The organism is Leadbetterella byssophila DSM 17132 (assembly GCF_000166395.1).
Classification (GTDB): domain Bacteria; phylum Bacteroidota; class Bacteroidia; order Cytophagales; family Spirosomataceae; genus Leadbetterella; species Leadbetterella byssophila.
Window position 1 is genome coordinate 3,939,309 of sequence record NC_014655.1, and the last position, 16,609, is coordinate 3,955,917.

16 protein-coding genes are annotated in these 16,609 nt (G+C 40.6%); 7 read left to right on the plus strand and 9 right to left on the minus strand.

What is annotated here, in order from left to right:
- Positions 1–27: 27 nt before the first annotated feature.
- The 5 genes from LBYS_RS17440 to LBYS_RS17460 all read right to left on the minus strand — a co-directional run bounded on the left by LBYS_RS17440 (position 28) and on the right by LBYS_RS17460 (position 5,067).
- Complete coding sequence (locus tag LBYS_RS17440; RefSeq protein WP_013410163.1) at positions 28–1,326, minus strand: DUF418 domain-containing protein; 1,299 nt, start codon at positions 1,324–1,326, stop codon at positions 28–30.
- Positions 1,327–1,419: 93 nt separating this feature from the next.
- Complete coding sequence (locus LBYS_RS17445; RefSeq protein WP_013410164.1) at positions 1,420–2,478, minus strand: dipeptidase; 1,059 nt, start codon at positions 2,476–2,478, stop codon at positions 1,420–1,422.
- Entirely contained in the window at positions 2,475–2,939 is a 465-nt protein-coding gene (locus LBYS_RS17450) for a RidA family protein (protein ID WP_013410165.1), read from the minus strand. Before LBYS_RS17450 ends, LBYS_RS17445 begins: the two co-directional genes overlap by 4 nt.
- A 5-nt stretch (positions 2,940–2,944) precedes the next feature.
- Positions 2,945–4,582, minus strand: coding sequence for an amidohydrolase (locus tag LBYS_RS17455; protein WP_013410166.1), 1,638 nt, complete (start codon positions 4,580–4,582; stop codon positions 2,945–2,947).
- Positions 4,583–4,596: 14 nt separating this feature from the next.
- Positions 4,597–5,067 (minus strand): DUF6702 family protein, encoded by a 471-nt coding sequence (locus tag LBYS_RS17460; protein ID WP_013410167.1) that lies wholly within the window; start codon positions 5,065–5,067, stop codon positions 4,597–4,599.
- 67 nt (positions 5,068–5,134) lie between these two features.
- Here LBYS_RS17460 and LBYS_RS17465 point away from each other — a divergent pair, with 67 nt between their 5' ends.
- The 3 genes from LBYS_RS17465 to LBYS_RS17475 are packed head-to-tail and all read left to right on the plus strand — an operon-like array spanning position 5,135 to position 8,871.
- Positions 5,135–5,704 carry a HupE/UreJ family protein gene (locus LBYS_RS17465; protein WP_013410168.1) on the plus strand — a complete coding sequence of 190 codons (570 nt, stop codon included), beginning with the start codon at positions 5,135–5,137 and terminating at the stop codon, positions 5,702–5,704.
- Positions 5,705–8,020: a M1 family metallopeptidase gene (locus tag LBYS_RS17470; RefSeq protein WP_013410169.1), complete on the plus strand. Its 2,316-nt coding sequence runs from the start codon at positions 5,705–5,707 to the stop codon at positions 8,018–8,020.
- Positions 8,021–8,064: 44 nt separating this feature from the next.
- Positions 8,065–8,871, plus strand: a complete 807-nt coding sequence (locus tag LBYS_RS17475) for a restriction endonuclease (protein WP_013410170.1) — start codon at positions 8,065–8,067, stop codon at positions 8,869–8,871.
- Here LBYS_RS17475 and LBYS_RS17480 read toward each other — a convergent pair.
- The gene (locus tag LBYS_RS17480; RefSeq protein ID WP_013410171.1) at positions 8,868–9,704 is read right to left on the minus strand and encodes a LysR family transcriptional regulator; all 837 of its coding nucleotides are present in this window, start codon (positions 9,702–9,704) and stop codon (positions 8,868–8,870) included. The two genes, LBYS_RS17475 and LBYS_RS17480, sit on opposite strands and share 4 nt — an antisense overlap.
- Positions 9,705–9,823: 119 nt before the next feature.
- Here LBYS_RS17480 and hppD point away from each other — a divergent pair, with 119 nt between their 5' ends.
- Genes hppD through LBYS_RS17500 form a run of 4 tightly spaced genes read left to right on the plus strand, consistent with a single transcriptional unit; the run spans position 9,824 to position 14,119 of the window.
- On the plus strand, positions 9,824–10,918 hold the full coding sequence (gene hppD, locus LBYS_RS17485; protein WP_041824952.1) for a 4-hydroxyphenylpyruvate dioxygenase: 1,095 nt from the start codon (positions 9,824–9,826) through the stop codon (positions 10,916–10,918).
- 5 nt (positions 10,919–10,923) lie between these two features.
- A complete protein-coding gene (locus LBYS_RS17490) occupies positions 10,924–12,081 on the plus strand; it encodes a homogentisate 1,2-dioxygenase (protein WP_013410173.1) in 1,158 nt (385 codons plus the stop codon).
- Entirely contained in the window at positions 12,078–13,274 is a 1,197-nt protein-coding gene (gene fahA / locus LBYS_RS17495) for a fumarylacetoacetase (protein ID WP_013410174.1), read from the plus strand. The genes LBYS_RS17490 and fahA overlap by 4 nt, the downstream gene beginning before the upstream one ends.
- Positions 13,271–14,119, plus strand: a complete 849-nt coding sequence (locus LBYS_RS17500) for a flavin reductase family protein (protein WP_013410175.1) — start codon at positions 13,271–13,273, stop codon at positions 14,117–14,119. Before fahA ends, LBYS_RS17500 begins: the two co-directional genes overlap by 4 nt.
- Here the strand turns inward: LBYS_RS17500 and bla are convergent.
- Genes bla through LBYS_RS17515 form a run of 3 tightly spaced genes read right to left on the minus strand, consistent with a single transcriptional unit; the run spans position 14,109 to position 16,604 of the window.
- Positions 14,109–14,972 (minus strand): class A beta-lactamase, encoded by an 864-nt coding sequence (gene bla, locus LBYS_RS17505; protein WP_013410176.1) that lies wholly within the window; start codon positions 14,970–14,972, stop codon positions 14,109–14,111. The two genes, LBYS_RS17500 and bla, sit on opposite strands and share 11 nt — an antisense overlap.
- Positions 14,969–15,835: a cation diffusion facilitator family transporter gene (locus LBYS_RS17510; RefSeq protein WP_013410177.1), complete on the minus strand. Its 867-nt coding sequence runs from the start codon at positions 15,833–15,835 to the stop codon at positions 14,969–14,971. Before LBYS_RS17510 ends, bla begins: the two co-directional genes overlap by 4 nt.
- 28 nt (positions 15,836–15,863) lie before the next feature.
- The gene (locus LBYS_RS17515) at positions 15,864–16,604 is read right to left on the minus strand and encodes a glycosyltransferase family 2 protein (protein ID WP_013410178.1); all 741 of its coding nucleotides are present in this window, start codon (positions 16,602–16,604) and stop codon (positions 15,864–15,866) included.
- Between the last annotated feature and the right edge of the window lie 5 nt (positions 16,605–16,609).

Here is a 16,609-nt window from a genome sequence, read left to right on the forward strand (position 1 = left end):
GCTTCAAAATAAAAAACGAGGGTGCCTTTATGAGACACCCTCTTTTCTCTTTATAGTCTCCATCTTTCCATAGATCAAACTTCGCCATACCCATTCAAGGGGACCCATGGTATAATGTTTCAGCCAATAGTGGGAGAAGATGATTTGAAACAGCCAAACCAAGGGCACGAATAGAATAATTTCCTTATAGTCCCATTCTGCATAGAAGTTTAATCCACAGCCATAGAATACGAATCCACAAATGATGGATTGGCTTAAATAGTTGGTCAAGGCTAGCCTTCCTACATTAGAGAGCATCCGAAATGTTAATTGAAGTATTCCGGCCCTGTAAATTATTATTATGGCTGATATGATGGCTAAAACCAAGGCTATTCTTTGGATCTCATAAACTAGAATCATCCAGTTGATGCCTTTGGTTTCAATATATAGAATGATAGAATCGTAATTAGGGAAGTTTTTATATTGGTACCAAGTGTTCCATATGGCTAATGGCAGACCTATTATGAGAGCAAATTTTAGTATCCGTTTATGCTTCTTAGAGGACATGGTAGTAAGGTATCCCCATTTTAATAGAGCCATTCCCAGCAGCATTAATGCGATGGGGTCAGCTATGCTCATGGGCAAATAGGTGGTTTGATACAAGAAGGATTGGGGCCAGACATAATTCGCTGTTTCTCGATAGGTGCCTTTGTACTGGGCCGTAATCTTTTTTATTTCTTCGTTATTCTGTAACAGGGTTTTTTCGAGGTTCCTCCATTCTTCTATGGATTTAACTTGATCTTTTCGTAATGCTTTTCCTTCAGCCTGTACCGCCATCGCCTCATTGAATAGGAGTCTGGTTTGTTTGGCATTCAAAAGAAATATGGAATTGCCTATAAATCCTAAAATCGCTACAATGGGAACGGCCAAACTCAGATATATGGGCTTCATTTTTCTAAATAGATAGACGATCATTCCGCAGATGCTGTAGTAAAAGAGAATGTCTCCTATCCATAAGAAGAGGTAAGTGTCCATCAGTCCAAAGATCAGCAATACCAGCATTCTTTTATAAAACAGAGGAGTGGGATCTTCTTTTTGAAAAGAGAACAATAGGATTCCTGCCCCAAATAATAAGGAGAACATGGCCCTCATTTTCCCCTCAAAAAGGACATGGATTAGATTGTAGATCCAAAAGTTTGCATTGTCCGGATCTCCTCTCCATGCCTCCGAAAAATTAGCAGGTAGAGAGAATTCTCTAATATTCATCAATAAAATGCCTAATACGGCGGCACCCCGGAGTATATCCAAGGCTACCCATCTTTCCTTTTCTGCAACTGGATTTTTCATGGGAGTATATGTGAATATATTCAAATATACTCTTGTATGAATTTATAAACTATTGATTATCTGAGTATTTATTAAGTGGTAGCTGGCTTGATTCTAAGTAGGTAAGGCATTTTTTAAAAATCGCAACCAATTGTCATGGGCCATTCTATCGCAATCTTCAGCGGTATATCCACGTTTTGATAATATTTCGAAGATCTTTTGGAGATCAGAGATATCTTCCAGATCAGATGGACATTGTTCTTTTCCAAAGCCTCCGTCCAAGTCTGTTCCCAAACCTACATGTAAAGTATTTCCGGCTATTTGGCAAATGTGATCCATTTGATCCACCACCTTTTCAAGGGTGCAACCTGTACTTTTGGGAGTAGATTTCCCTCTTTCCCAGTTGGGTATCAACATCCAGGCATCCAAAGCGGCACCTATAACCGCCCCTCTTTGGATCAAGGCTTTGATCATTTCATCACTAAATTGACGATTATGAGGGACTAATGCTCTGCAATTATTATGGCTGGCCCATATAGGACCATTATATCTGTCCAAAGCATCCCAGAAGGCGTCGTCATTCAGATGGGTAGCATCCAAAATCAAGCCTTTCTTCTCCATAGCTTTTAAGAGCTGAATCCCAGCTTCGTTTAACTTCCCAGAGCCATCTGTTCCATTGGCATATCTTCCGGGTCCATAATGACCAGGCCCAATAGCTCTCAAACCATAGGAGTAAGCTTTTTCAAACTCCTCCAAACCTATTAAGGAGTCTGCACCTTCCAGGCTCAAGATCATGCCAATGGTATGACCATCCCATTTGGATAGATGAATGTCTAATTCCTTTTTATTCGTAATCAATCTTAGATGTCCCTGTTCCTGCATGAGCTTATACCATGCCCATTGGCTCTGAGTATGTGCCCAGGCCTGTTCAGGAGACGACCATCCGGGAAGCGCACTTCCTTTACCTACCACTCGGGCTATCTGCGTTGCCACCACTAAGCCTACATTTCCTTTTCGTAATGCTTCAAAAGAAACGGTAGCTTTCCCTCTATCAGGCTTGTCCTTCATTCGGTATTCACGTGCACGGATCTCATCTATGGAGAGACGGAGATCCCGATTCCACTCCATGGCATTCATACTAAGGTCTAGATGGGCATCAACTATCAGTCTCATGAGTGTAGCTCCATTAGTACTTCAATTTCTACTGGTATATTATCAGGAAGTGAGCCGAAACCCACAGCACTTCGGACTCCAATCCCATTTTCATCTCCCCAAATTTTTGCAAATAGTTCGCTACAGCCATTGATGATATAGGGATGTTTTTCAAATTCGGGGACACAGTTAACCATGCCCAGCACCTTGATAACTCTTTTTACGCGATTTAGGCTTCCTAATTGAGCTTTGATAGTGCTCAGAATGGTAAGTCCTACTTGCTGAGCGGCAAGCTTGCCCGCTTCGGCATCTATATCCCTTCCTATCCTACCTATGATTAATTCTCCATTTTCCTGTACCGGGCCATGTCCGGAAATATAGAGGTAATGTCCGTCTATAAGACAGGGTTTATAAACTCCTTTAGGTTGAGGAGCAGGAGGGAGGCTTAGTCCCAGGTTTGAAAGATTTGCTTCTGGTGTCATGAGATTTAGATCTTTTGGTTACCCTTACGGTATACGGTCTCTCCAGCTACTACAGTGCGTACGGGACGAATTCTTCTTAATTTTTCAAAAGGTGCCGTCATGATGTCTTCTTCCATGATAATGAAGTCGGCATCTTTTCCTTTTTCTATGCTTCCTCTTTTATACTCTTGGAAGCAGGAATACGCGGCCCAAATGGTCATCCCTTTTAAGGCTTCCTCTCTGCTAAGACTGTTTTCCATCTGGAACCCACCTTTAGGGAAACCCTTTGCATCTACCCGGGCAACTGCAGCATGGAATCCATACATGGGATTGTAGTGTTCCACCGGAAAGTCACTGCCAATGGCCACTTTACCGTAGGATTCCAACAGTTGTTTGTAGGCATATGCTCCTTTTAATCTCTTTTCCCCTAATCTATCCTTCGCCCAATACATATCTGAGGTAGCATGGGTAGGCTGGATAGAAGGAAGGATATGGTATTTTTCGAATTTATGAAAGTCTTCAGGAGCGACTATCTGGGCATGTTCAATTCTCCATCTTCTATTGGCATTGTTCGTTAAATGCTTTCCATAGATATCTAATAGGATTCTATTTGCGGAATCACCAATGGCATGGGCATTTGCCTGAAAAGGACTGTTTGCAATCTGCTCAATCATATGGTCTAATTGTTCAGGACTGGAAAGCAGAAATCCTTTTGTAGGGGCGTCATGGTAGTGAGCTAATAGACATGCACCTCTGGAACCTAGTGCTCCGTCACCCATGATTTTGAAGGATTTAACTTCCAAACGATCCGATTCGTAAAACCCTCTTTCTATGAAGGTCTTGACGGAGCTGTCGTTTGCTGCCACCATGGCATAATTCCTGATCTTTAGCTGGCCTTTTTCATAGATTTTTTGCAATTGATCTATGGAATAAATGGGTAGGCCGGCATCAACTATACTGGTTAAGCCAACTGCAAATAGGGAATCTTGTGCTGCTTGTAATTGCTTGACGTATTGCTCATCAGATAAGGGGGGTAATTGAATAAGATCTACAGCATTATCAATAAGTAAACCGTTAGGAACTTTTCCTTCTCCACCAATTATTCCCCCTAGCACAGGTTTTACTTCCAGGATATTATTGAGTGCCAAAGTTTTGCTGTTCACTACTGCCGCATGATAATCCACTCTACTTAGAAATACAGCTTTGTCAGGGAATGCTTTATCTAATAGGTCTTTAGTTGGGAATTTTTTGTCAGGCCAAAGGTTTTGATCCCATCCACCACCTATGATCCATGTCTTCTCCGGATATTTTTGTTCATATGCTTTAAGTCTTTCTATGACCTCTTCGAAGGATTTTGAGCCGTTCAGGTCAGCTTGTCCTAAGAATTCTGCAAGACTAGGGAAATGTGCGTGTGCATCATAAAAGCCGGGAAATACGGCATTGCCTTCCGCATCAATTATTTCTTTTGCCTCAAAAGCGGCCAGGATATCTTTAGTAGTGCCCACTTTAATGAACTTCCCATCTTTGATGGCAAAGGCTTCCGCCATTTGGAAATCATGGTCTACTGTATAAACCTTGGCATTGATGACCAAAAGGTCTGCCTGGTTCTTAGAAGAACAGCTCCATAGAAAAAGTAAGATTAAGGCGAGTAGTTTAAGTTTCATAGAATATAAAGTTACTAAGGGAGTTCAAACCGTATCTGACTTTCAGGATTAGTAATTTTGCCACTTTTTTTACTCTTACCTGAATTTACATGAAAGATATGTATTTGTTCTTTAAAGTAAGAGTATAATAACTTGTTTTGGAATTCCAGAGTGGCTTTAGGTTTCGTTCCTTTCACTTCTAGGTAGCACCATGCAGCTTCTCCTTCCAGATTGAAGCCTAGGAAATCATAAGAAATAGGGCTACCATCTTCTTTAATGGAAAAGTACTTTTGAAAGTATTTTTCAAGAAGTTGAGTGTTCTTAGCTTTTTGTTGGTTGTTATGTAAATCTACTTTACCTCCAAATTCCTCTTTTAAAGCCGTCTCAAGATCATCGTAAAAGATGCGAGAGGAAATTTCTAGTCGGTCCTCTTTCTTATCAACGGTAGTTACACTAACATAAAAAGGATGTAGGAAAAGCAGGAATTGAAAAACGATATTCAACATTTTGTAAGCTCAACAAAGCAATTTTAAGCCAAAGAAATACCATATTTGCTAAAAATAACAGGTTCATTTGGATATATTTTTACTTTACTTCGAATTAGGGTGGCAACACATCCTGGATTTAGGTGGTTATGACCACATCTTGTTTGTCTCTGTACTTTGTGGGATTTATCTTCTGGCCGACTGGCAGAAGGTGGTGATTCTGGTAACGGCTTTCACTTTAGGACATTCCATAGCTTTGGCATTGAGTGTTTTGGATATCATCAGAGTGAATTCAGATTTAATAGAGTTTTTGATTCCACTTTCCATAGTCATTACGGCCTTAAGTAATTTAAAGAGCGAAAAGCGGAAGCTGAAGTATGGAATGGCGGCCTTTTTTGGTCTGATCCATGGCATGGGTTTTTCAAATTATTTAAGAAGCCTTCTGGGTGCTGAGTCAGATTTGGTAGTGCCATTGTTAGGTTTTAATGTAGGATTAGAATTTGGTCAACTCATTATCGTGCTTGTGGTACTGATTTTGGCCCAGGTATCTATGAAATACTTTAAAGTTTCCAAAAGAGATTGGAATATGTTTTTGTCTTCTGCTATATTTGGGATAGCTTTTATTATGTGTTTGGAACGCATTGGTAATTTACTGTAAATGAAAAAAATTAGTTTGGTGATCGCTATGAGCTTGAGTGTTCTAGCAGCCACAGCACAAAACATTCGGAACAATCCGACCTCTAACCATGGTAACAAATTCGAGCAATTAGGTATCATTTTGAATGATCCTAACATGTATCGTTCGGCTTCAGGAGCCCCTGGTCCTGCTTATTGGCAGCAAAAAGCAGACTACGTCATTAATGTAGAGCTAGATGATAAGAACCAAAAGATTATGGGTTCTGAAACCATCACTTATACCAATAATTCTCCTGATCCATTAAATTATTTGTGGTTGCAGCTTGACGAAAATGAACATGCGTCAAATGCCGAAAACAAGTCGTTTGATGAATCTAGAATCAATCCTCGCATGCCGGAAGCTATGGTGAAAAGCATGACTGAAAAGTCTGCCAAAGAATATGGTGTGAATATCGAGAAGGTTACAGACGCTGCCGGAAAGGCACTTCCTTATACCATCAACTACACTATGATGAGAGTAGATTTACCTACTCCATTAAAGCCGGGTGCAAAATTTGTATTCAAGGTAGATTGGAACTACAATATCTCTGATCGTATGAAAGAAGGCGGTAGAGGTGGATATGAGTACTTTGCTAAGGATGATAACTATCTATATACCATCACACAGTGGTTCCCAAGAATGGCAGTTTACTCTGATTTTCAGGGTTGGCAACATAAGCAGTTTACCGGTAGAGGTGAATTTGCTCTTGCATTTGGTGACTATAAAGTAAATATCACTGTGCCTTCTGATCACGTGGTGGGTGCTACGGGTACTTGTCTGAACTACGACAAAGTTTTAAGTGCAGATCAATTAAAAAGATGGAGAGCGGCTCAGAATGAAACTAAGGAGCCAATTGAGATCGTAACAAAAGAAGAGATGCAAGCGGCTTTGAAAACAAAGGCTACGACAAAGAAAACCTGGGTTTATGAAGCTAAAAATGTTAGAGACTTTGCATTTGTTTCTTCCAGAAGATTAGTGTGGGATGCCATGAAGACGGATGGCATAGAAGGAAATGCTCCAATGGCCATGTCATATTACGGGCCTGAAGCTTACGGATTGTACCGTAAATATTCTACTAAGGTGGTAGCTCATACGCTGAGAACCTATTCTAAATACACTATTCCTTATCCATATCCTGTTGCTATTTCTGTAGAAGCAGCAAACGGTATGGAATATCCAATGATCTGTTTCAACTACGGTAGAACAGAGGAAGATGGTACATATTCTGAAGGTACGAAGTACGGTATGATAGGTGTGATCATCCATGAAGTAGGGCATAACTTCTTCCCTATGATAGTGAACTCTGATGAAAGACAGTGGACTTGGATGGACGAAGGTCTAAATACCTTTGTACAGTATCTAACGGAGCAAGAATGGGAGCCAAATTATCCTTCGAAACGTGGACCTGCTTATATGATCACAGATTATATGAAGCTTCCTAAGGAGCAGTTGGAACCCATTATGACAAACTCCGAAAATATCATTGGATTCGGTCCAAATGCTTATGCTAAACCAGCAACAGGTTTGAATATCTTGAGAGAAACCATCATGGGTAGGGAGCTTTTTGATTTTGCTTTCAAAGAGTATTCTAAGCGTTGGGCATTCAAGCACCCTACGCCTGCAGATTTCTTCAGAACTATGGAAGATGCTTCTGCTGTAGATTTGGATTGGTTCTGGAGAGGATGGTTTTATGATATCGAGCCGGTGGATATTTCCATTGAGAATGTGAAGCATTTCATGGCTGAAGATAAAGATCCTGTACGTATAGCAAAAGAGAAAGAACAAGCGTACAAGAGAGAGTTGAACGATATTTCCCGCAGAAGAAATGCTGAAGCAGGTATGAAATATGCTGTTGATGCAGATACTTCTCTTCTGGATTTCTACAACAAATGGGATAGATTTGCTGTAAGTGAAAAAGCTAAAGCGGAATTCGAAGCTTCCAAATCCAAAGATGCTCCTTACCATTATTATGAAATTACTTTCAAGAATGTGGGAGGTATGGTAATGCCATTGATCATTGAGTGGGAGTATACAGATGGAAGCAAAGAACTGGAAAAGATTTCCGCTTATATCTGGAGGAAGAACGAAAATCAGGTAACTAAGGCTTTTGCTAAGTCCAAAGAGGTGAAAGCCGTTCGTTTAGATCCTTACAGAGAAACGGCAGATATCGACGAAGAAAACAATGTTTGGCCTAGAAATACCAATAAGACAAGTAGATTCGAAGCCTTCAAAACTTCAGGAGCCATAAGAGGAGCTTCTACCGGTGGAAACCCGATGCAACAAGCACAAAAGAAATAAAAAATGAAGGTCCTCGAAACGTCGAGGGCCTTTTTTATGAACCTATGAAATTAATAAAGGATAACGGAGAAGAAACACAGTTCGATAAGGAACGTTTTCGTACATCTTTACTCAAATCAGGAGCATCTGTACTGCAAGTGGAGGAGGTTTTAGAGAATATTCTAGGCCGAATCTATGAAGGTATGCGTACCCGAGAATTGTATCAGTGGGCGCATCAATTACTTCAGGAGAAGTCGCATGCATTGGCCGCTAGATACAGTCTTAAGAAGGCTTTGATGGAGTTAGGTCCGGCAGGTTATTATTTTGAGAAATGGATAGCTAAATTCCTAGAGCATTTAGGATTTAGGACCATGCATAGTCAGCATATCAAAGGGCATGCAGTAACACATGAAGCAGATGTCATTGCCGAGAAAGATGGGCAATTGGTTTGGATTGAATGTAAATTCAGAAATACCGGTGAAGCCAAGATTTCAGTGACTACGCCCATGTACGTTCTTTCCAGAGTTAAAGATATTTGCGATAAGAAATTCCACTTTTGGGGGGAAGAATTGGAGTTCACAAGGGGTATGTTAGTCACTAATTCCTACTTTACTCAAGATAGTATTGACTTTAGCAAGTACTATGGGTTAGAGCTGCTTTCATGGGATCACCCCGAAGGTAAGAGTATAAAGTCTCTTACTGATCAGAAGATGCTTTATCCAATCACTTGTCTTACTACTTTGTCTAAGGAGGAGAAGGAGAAATTATTGTCCAAAAATATCATTCTGGTCAAAGAACTGGAGCAACATGAGTTCGTAGCTAGTCGGCCGGAATTGCGAAAAGAAATCTGCGAGCTATTAGGAAAAGCTTAATGTTTATGTACCAAAATATGAGTGATTTCCAGGTCCTCTAAAATGGTTTCTTCCAGACTTCTTACCAAGATATTCGGTTCTGAACTAAAATCATATAAGGATGGGGCAAAACCCACGCCCTGTCCTAATCCTACTAAGCTAATAAGTAGATTTAGAGAAGTGACTTCCTGAACAATATTCCTAACGTATCCTGCCTTTCTGCAAGTCTCTTCAATCTCGTGATATATGGGGTGAAAACGGGCTTGGAGTTCTATCCATTCGCCCATTTGAAGAATATCTTCCAAATGGGCTTCCTTTAAGGGGTGATCCTTTGATAGGATGAGATTGAGTTTTCCTTTTTTTATGGTTTGGTATTTTAGGTGCTCAAAGTGCAGGGGAAGAACACTTAGGCCTAGATCAATTTCTCCCTCCAGAACGGCTTTCTGCACTTCTGAATAATGCTCAAATTCCTTTATATTAATAAGCGTTTTGGGATGCGCAGCAGAATATTCAGCCATGAATTCTACGATTCTTTCTTTCAAAAGCGCTTTATAAACCCCTAAGGTCACAAGTTCTTTACTTTGGGTTCTTCTTTTGGTTTCTCTCTTAATATTTTCTGCTAGTTTTATCAGATTTAGTGCTTGAGTATAAAAATATTCACCTGCTGCCGTCAGCTTTACTTTTCGGTATTTTATTCTTGAAATCCGGTCAAATAGTTCTACGCCGAGGTCTTCTTCTAATAGTTTTATTTGCTGACTCAGTGCAGGTTGAGTTATAAATAGTTCTTCTGCTGCTCTGCCGAAATGTTTCTTTTCTGCTACTTGAATAAAATATCGGATTTGTCGCAATTCCATTTTCTGATAAGTAAAACTTATTACAAAGAAAGTAAATCGTATTGGACAAGTGCAACTTTTGGTTGGAAATTTACAATAAAAAAAATGCAATGGAAACACTTGTCGATATTCAACCACAGATAAATCAAGACTTTTTACCACTTAAAGGCACTGATTTTGTAGAGCTTTACGTGGGCAATGCTAAACAAGCAGCATTTTATTATGAATTGGCTTTCGGATTTAAGACAGTGGCTTATGCCGGACCTGAGACAGGATTGAAAAATAGGGTCTCCTATGTATTGCAACAGGGTAAGATAAGACTAGTATTAAGCAGTGACCTGAAAGGGGATACGGAGATTTCTGAACATGTGCATAAGCACGGAGATGGGGTTAAAGTTCTAGCGCTTTGGGTAGATGATGCTACTAAAGCATTTGAAGAAACGGTTAAACGTGGCGCGGAACCTGCTATGTCTCCAACTGTATTTGAGGATCAAAATGGTAAAGTGGTGATGTCATCCATCAAAACCTATGGGGATACCCTACATACTTTTGTGCAAAGGGATGCGTATAATGGGCCATTTTTACCAGGTTTTGAAGCCTATGAAAGTAAGGTTTTCAGGGGAGATGTAGGTCTCCAGCATATAGATCATTGTGTAGGAAATGTAGAGCTGGGTGAGATGAACCAATGGGTGAAATTCTACGAAGATGTACTAGGATTTAAGTTGTTAATCACCTTTGATGATCAGGACATTTCTACGGAATATTCGGCATTGATGTCTAAGGTGGTCTCTAACGGTAACGGTTACGTGAAGTTTCCCATCAATGAGCCTGCAGAAGGAAAGAAGAAATCTCAAATAGAAGAGTATCTGGAATTCTATAACGGGGCAGGTGTTCAACACATGGCAGTAGCTACAAACGATATCCTTGCTACGGTTTCCAAACTAAGAGCGAACGGTGTAGAGTTCCTCGAAGTGCCTGATACTTATTACGAAGACCTGACGGAGAGAGTAGGTTTAATCCAGGAAGATATACAAGCTATCAAAGATTTGAATATATTAGTGGATAGAGACGAAGAGGGCTATCTCTTGCAAATATTTACTAAGCCGGTTAGTGACCGACCTACCTTGTTCTTTGAGATCATCCAAAGAAAAGGAGCTACGTCATTTGGTAAGGGTAACTTCAAAGCTTTATTTGAAGCCATAGAGAGAGAGCAAGCCAGAAGAGGTAACTTGTAAGCATCATGCCAATCTATCATACCTTAGGAAGTATTCCGAGAAAGCGCCATGTGCAGTTTCGGAAGCCGGATGGAAAGCTTTATTATGAGCAGCTTTTCGGTACCATTGGATTCGATGGTATGTCTACTTTGATGTATCAAGTAAACAGACCTACTATGGTTAAGGAGATCCTTTCGGAGAGGGATGTTAATCCTGTGATTGCCGAGGAGAAAACCATCAAGGCCAGACTTTTACAAGGATTTCAAATTCAAGCTGAAGATGATTATTTAGATAGCAGGAAGGCTTTATTAGTGAACAAGGATATCCATATAGGTTTAGCTGCACCTCGTAAGTCTTTGCGCTCCTATTTTTACAAAAATGCGGATGCGGATGAGATGCTCTTTATCCACGAGGGGAAGGGGAACCTGCGAACCATGTTAGGAAACATACCTTTCGAATACGGAGATTATTTGATCATTCCCAGAGGGATGATTTATCAAATCGACTTTGAAACGGAAAATAACCGTCTGCTTTTTGCTGAGAGTTTTCATCCCATCTATACGCCCAAAAGATATAGGAACTGGTTTGGGCAATTATTAGAACATTCGCCGTATTGTGAAAGGGATTATATCTTGCCCAGGGATTTAGAAACCCATGATGAGCATGGGGATTTCATCATGAAAATCAAGAAGCAGGGTAGGTTATATGAAATGTTATACCCTACTCATCCGTTTGATGTAGTAGGATGGGACGGCTACAATTTCCCTTATGGGTTCTCCATACATAATTTTGAGCCTATAACCGGTAGGATACATCAACCCCCGCCGGTGCATCAAACCTTTGAGACCTCGGCATTTGTAATATGTTCCTTTTGCCCTAGATTATATGATTATCATCCGGAAAGTATACCGGCTCCTTATAATCACTCTAACATTGATTCGGATGAGATGCTTTATTATGTAGATGGTGATTTCATGAGTAGAAATAATATTGAGCGTGGTCATATCACTCTGCATCCGGGTGGGATCCCGCACGGTCCGGCACCAGGGGCTTATGAAAGATCTATAGGACAAAAGGAAACGGCTGAATTAGCGGTAATGATAGATACATTTAGGCCTTTGAGCATTACAGAGGAGGCCAGTAAGATAGATGACGGCAAGTACTATAAATCTTGGCTGGAATGAACTTTAGCATACACACTATACCCTTTGGGATCTTTTCCTTCGGCGAGTCCAAAAAATGTCTGGCTACGGCCATAGATGATAAGGTGGTAGATCTGTCTTATTTGGCAAATGAAGGATTTTTTGATGATTTTGATATCCCTAGACCTGTCTTTAGTCAACCCTATTTGAATGACTTCATTTCTTTGGGTAAGAAGAAGACCGGAGCAGTTCGAAATTTACTGCAAACCCTCCTGAAGAATCCCACACCGGAAGTCATGGAGGCGTACTTTTATTACAAACAAGTAGATATGCACCTTCCTGTAAAGGTGGGGGATTATACAGATTTTTATTCCTCTGAGCAGCACGCTTATAATGTGGGAGTGATGTTCAGGGATCCGGAAAATGCTCTTTTGCCTAATTGGAAGCACTTGCCGGTAGCTTATCATGGACGGGCAAGTTCCATTAGGGTGTCAGGCACTCCGGTACATCGACCTAAAGGCCAAATGAAACCTAAGGATGCAGATAAGCCTGTTTTTGGACCAAGTAAGCGTCTGGATTTTGAGTTGGAAATGGCTACCATAATAGGAAAAGGTACTGAATTAGGAGAGTCTGTATCCGTTAATGAGGCAGAAGATTATGTGTTTGGTTTCCAATTGTTCAATGACTGGTCAGCAAGAGACATTCAAGCCTGGGAATATGTACCCTTAGGACCTTTTTTGGCCAAGAATTTCTTTTCCTCTGTATCACCTTGGGTGATTCCAATTGAGGCTTTGGAACCTTTTAGAATACCTGCAGAAAAGCAAGAACCGGAAGTGTTGCCGTATTTAAAGGGCGATGCCTTAAGTCAATTTGATGTTAAACTTGAGGTCTATCTGAGAACTTCTACAGGTGAAGAGAAGAAGATTAGTACTTCTAATTTTAAACACCTCTATTGGACAGTGGCGCAGCAGATTGCTCATCATACTGTAGGAGGTTGTGACTTGAATGTAGGGGATGTCTTGGCCTCTGGAACCATCTCAGGAAAGGCAGGAGATAGCTATGGATCCATGTTAGAATTGAGTTGGTCCGGTACCCGACCTATAGAAATAGCTCCTGGCATTCAGAGAACCTTTTTAGAAGACGGAGATACGGTCATCTTCAAAGGTTATGCAGACAATGGGAAGATCAGAGTAGATTTTGGTACCGTGGAAAATACTATTTTGCCTTCAAAATGAAAACAGTAACTCCAGATCAAGTTAGTGTAGCAGATTTTCATTCCTATTTATTGAGTGCGGTGGCCCCTAGGCCAATAGCTTTAGCGAGTACCGTTGATAAAGAGGGAAAGGTAAATTTAAGCCCTTTTAGTTTCTTTAATGTGTTTGGAAGTAATCCTCCTACGCTCATTTTTTCTCCGAATAGAAGAGTTAGAGATGGAAGCGGTAAAGATACTTTGGATAATGTTTTGGAGGTAAAAGAAGTGGTGATTCATGTGGTGGATTATTCCATGGTGGAACAAGTTTCTTTAGCTTCTTGTGAGTATCCGAAAGGAACAAATGAATTTATCAAAGCCGGGTTTACAGCAGTTCCTAGTTTAAAGGTTATACCTCCTAGAGTGAAAGAGGCGAAAGTGGCCTTCGAGTGTAGGGTTCGTGATATCATTCAAATGAGTGACCAAGGTGGTTCACCTAACTTGGTCATTTGCGAAGTGATAGCTTTACATGTGGCGGAAGAGCTATTGGGAGAAGATGGTAAAATCATACCACAGAAGACGGATTGGGTAGCAAGAATGGGAGGCGATTGGTATTGCCGGGCCTCTGGTGATGCTATCTTCCAAGTACCTAAGCCTAACATTAAGTTGGGGGTGGGAGTGGACGCCATTCCTGAAAAAGTTAGGGAAAGTGGGGTATTGGACGGTAATATGTTAGGCAGGTTAGGAAATGTACATGAAGTGCCCAGTACTAGGGAGATAGATAACTTTAGAATGTTATATCCGTCTGGATATACATTGGAAGAGATTAGATCCTTAGTTGAAAAAGGTGAACTACACTTAGCTTGGACGGCTATTTTGGCTATGGAATAAGTTCAGCGATCTTGGCGATCAATTCCTCATTGACTTCGTCAGATTCTTTAGAGTCTGATACAAATACCACAAGTACATAAGCCCTGCCATCAGGTAAAATGATAATGCCGGCATCGTTCGTTGCCCCGCTAATTCCATCTACATTCCGGCCGCTTGTGCCCGTCTTATGAGCTAATACAGCCCCTTCAGGTAATCCTTTTCTGATTCGGTTAGCACCTGTAGGAGAATTTTCCATAAGGGCCCAAAGGAAATCATGCATGTCTCCTGACAAGTACTCTCTCAAGTAGAATTTTTTCAGGGTTTCCGCCACGGATAGAGGAGTACTAATATTGCGATACTGTTCCTCCCATCTGGATTGCATGGTCAGTTCATTGACTTCTATTTTAGTGTTCTTGATGCCAATTTCCTTGATGTATTCATTTACAGTAGATGGCCCCCCTAAATGGCGTAGAAGTATATCACATGCACTGTTGTCGCTTAAGGATACCATATAATAGATCAGACTGTCTAGGCGCATACTGCTCAAATTTGTACCTATCTCATCTCTTATGGGGCTATAAAGATCAGTATAGATTTCACCTGGTTCTATGCTTATTTGATCCCTAAGTTGCCATTTGCCTTTATCTACTTGCTCTAGGGCCTTCGCTGCAATATGGAATTTGAATACAGATTGTAGAGGAAAGGGGTCGTCACCGTTTACTTGTTTGATTTCTCCTGTTTTAAGATCTATCAAGGCTACACCCACTTTGAGGTCTTTCCCTTTTGCTAAGGCTGTAACTTCTTGATCGAAATCTGCCTGACGTTTACAGGACAAGCATAAAAGTAAGGAGGCTAGAGCAAGTAATTTATTCATATTTTATCAGGTTCAATATGGATTAAAACGTTTTCAATTAGGGGGAAATTATCTAGAAGAGAATCTTTTAAACGATGGGAGATGGCATGTCCCTCCCTGACCGAAAGGTGTCCTTTTACAATAGCGTGTAGATCCACAAAGTACTTTGTTCCTATCTTACGAATGAACAATTTTTCCGTACCTTCTACACCTTCTACTCTTACCGCTGCCTCTCTAATCTCTTTTTTGAGCTCATCGTAGTTTTGCTCGTCCATGATCTCACCAAGTGCAGGGCGAAAGATTAAAAATGCATTATACACTATGAATCCGGAGGCAAAAAGAGCAGCCCAGTCGTCAGCGGCTTCATAACCTTCGCCCATAAATAAGGCAACACTGATACCAATAAATGCGGCAACAGATGAAATGGCATCTGCTCTATGATGCCAAGCTTCTGCCTGAAGGGTGGAACTGTTCGTCTCCTTACTCTTTCTTAATACCCATCTATAGCACACTTCTTTCCAAAGGATTATGCCTGCAAGCACCCATAAAGTAAAGGACTTTGGCGCTTCGTGCGGAACCTGGATATTATGTAAACTCTGTTTAGCTATGATAAATGCTGAGGTGAGAAGGAATACAACGACCAAAAAGGTAATCAAAGGTTCAGCTCTACCGTGTCCATAGGGGTGATTTTTATCCGGTGGGCGTGCAGAGTATTTTAGTCCCAATAAGACCATGAAGGAGGCGAAGATATCAGAGGTGGATTCTATAGCGTCTGCAATCAGTGCGTAGGAATTCCCAAAAATACCTGCTATCCATTTTATGCTGGCCAAAATGATGTTAGACAGCAAACTGAGGAAGGTAGTTTTTACTGTAGATTCTGACATAAGGGGAATCTTTCCCCAAAGGTACGTCTTATTTGAATATTCTGTACTTTATGATATTTGCTCTGTGCAAAAAGTATTGAACAGATGTTCTCAAACATCCTAATCCGTAGATGACACTTCTTTTGAAGTTGATGGAGGAAGCTTCTTCAAAGTATTTTGTAGGACAAGTAACTTCTCCCATTTCAAATCCTTTGTTAAAGATTTGGCAAAGCATTTGATTGTCAAATACAAAATCATCTGAATTTGCTTCGAAATCTATATTTCTTAAAACTTCTGCAGAGAAGGCTCTGTATCCGGTATGGTATTCAGAAAGTTTTTGATTTATAATCAAGTTTTGGGTGAAGGTTAGTACGCGGTTAGCGATGTACTTATAAAGCGGCATTCCCCCTCTTAATGCCCCTTTGCCTAAGATCCTTGAAGCTAAGACTACCGGATATAAATCACTGGCAATCATATGGGACATGACAGGGATCAATTTTGGAGTGTATTGGTAATCAGGATGAAGCATAATAACGATGTCTGCTCCCAGCTCTAATGCCTTTCGGTAACAGCTCTTTTGATTTCCTCCGTAACCTTTATTTTGTTCATGCGATATGATGTGTCTAATGCCTACTTTCTGCGCCACCTCTACGGTATTGTCCTTTGAGCAATCATCTACAAGTACTACTTCATCTACGATATCAAAAGGGATTTCATTATAGGTTTGTTCTAGGGTTGCAGCGGCATTGTATGCAGGAAGAACTACAACAATCTTCTTGTTTAGGATCATATATA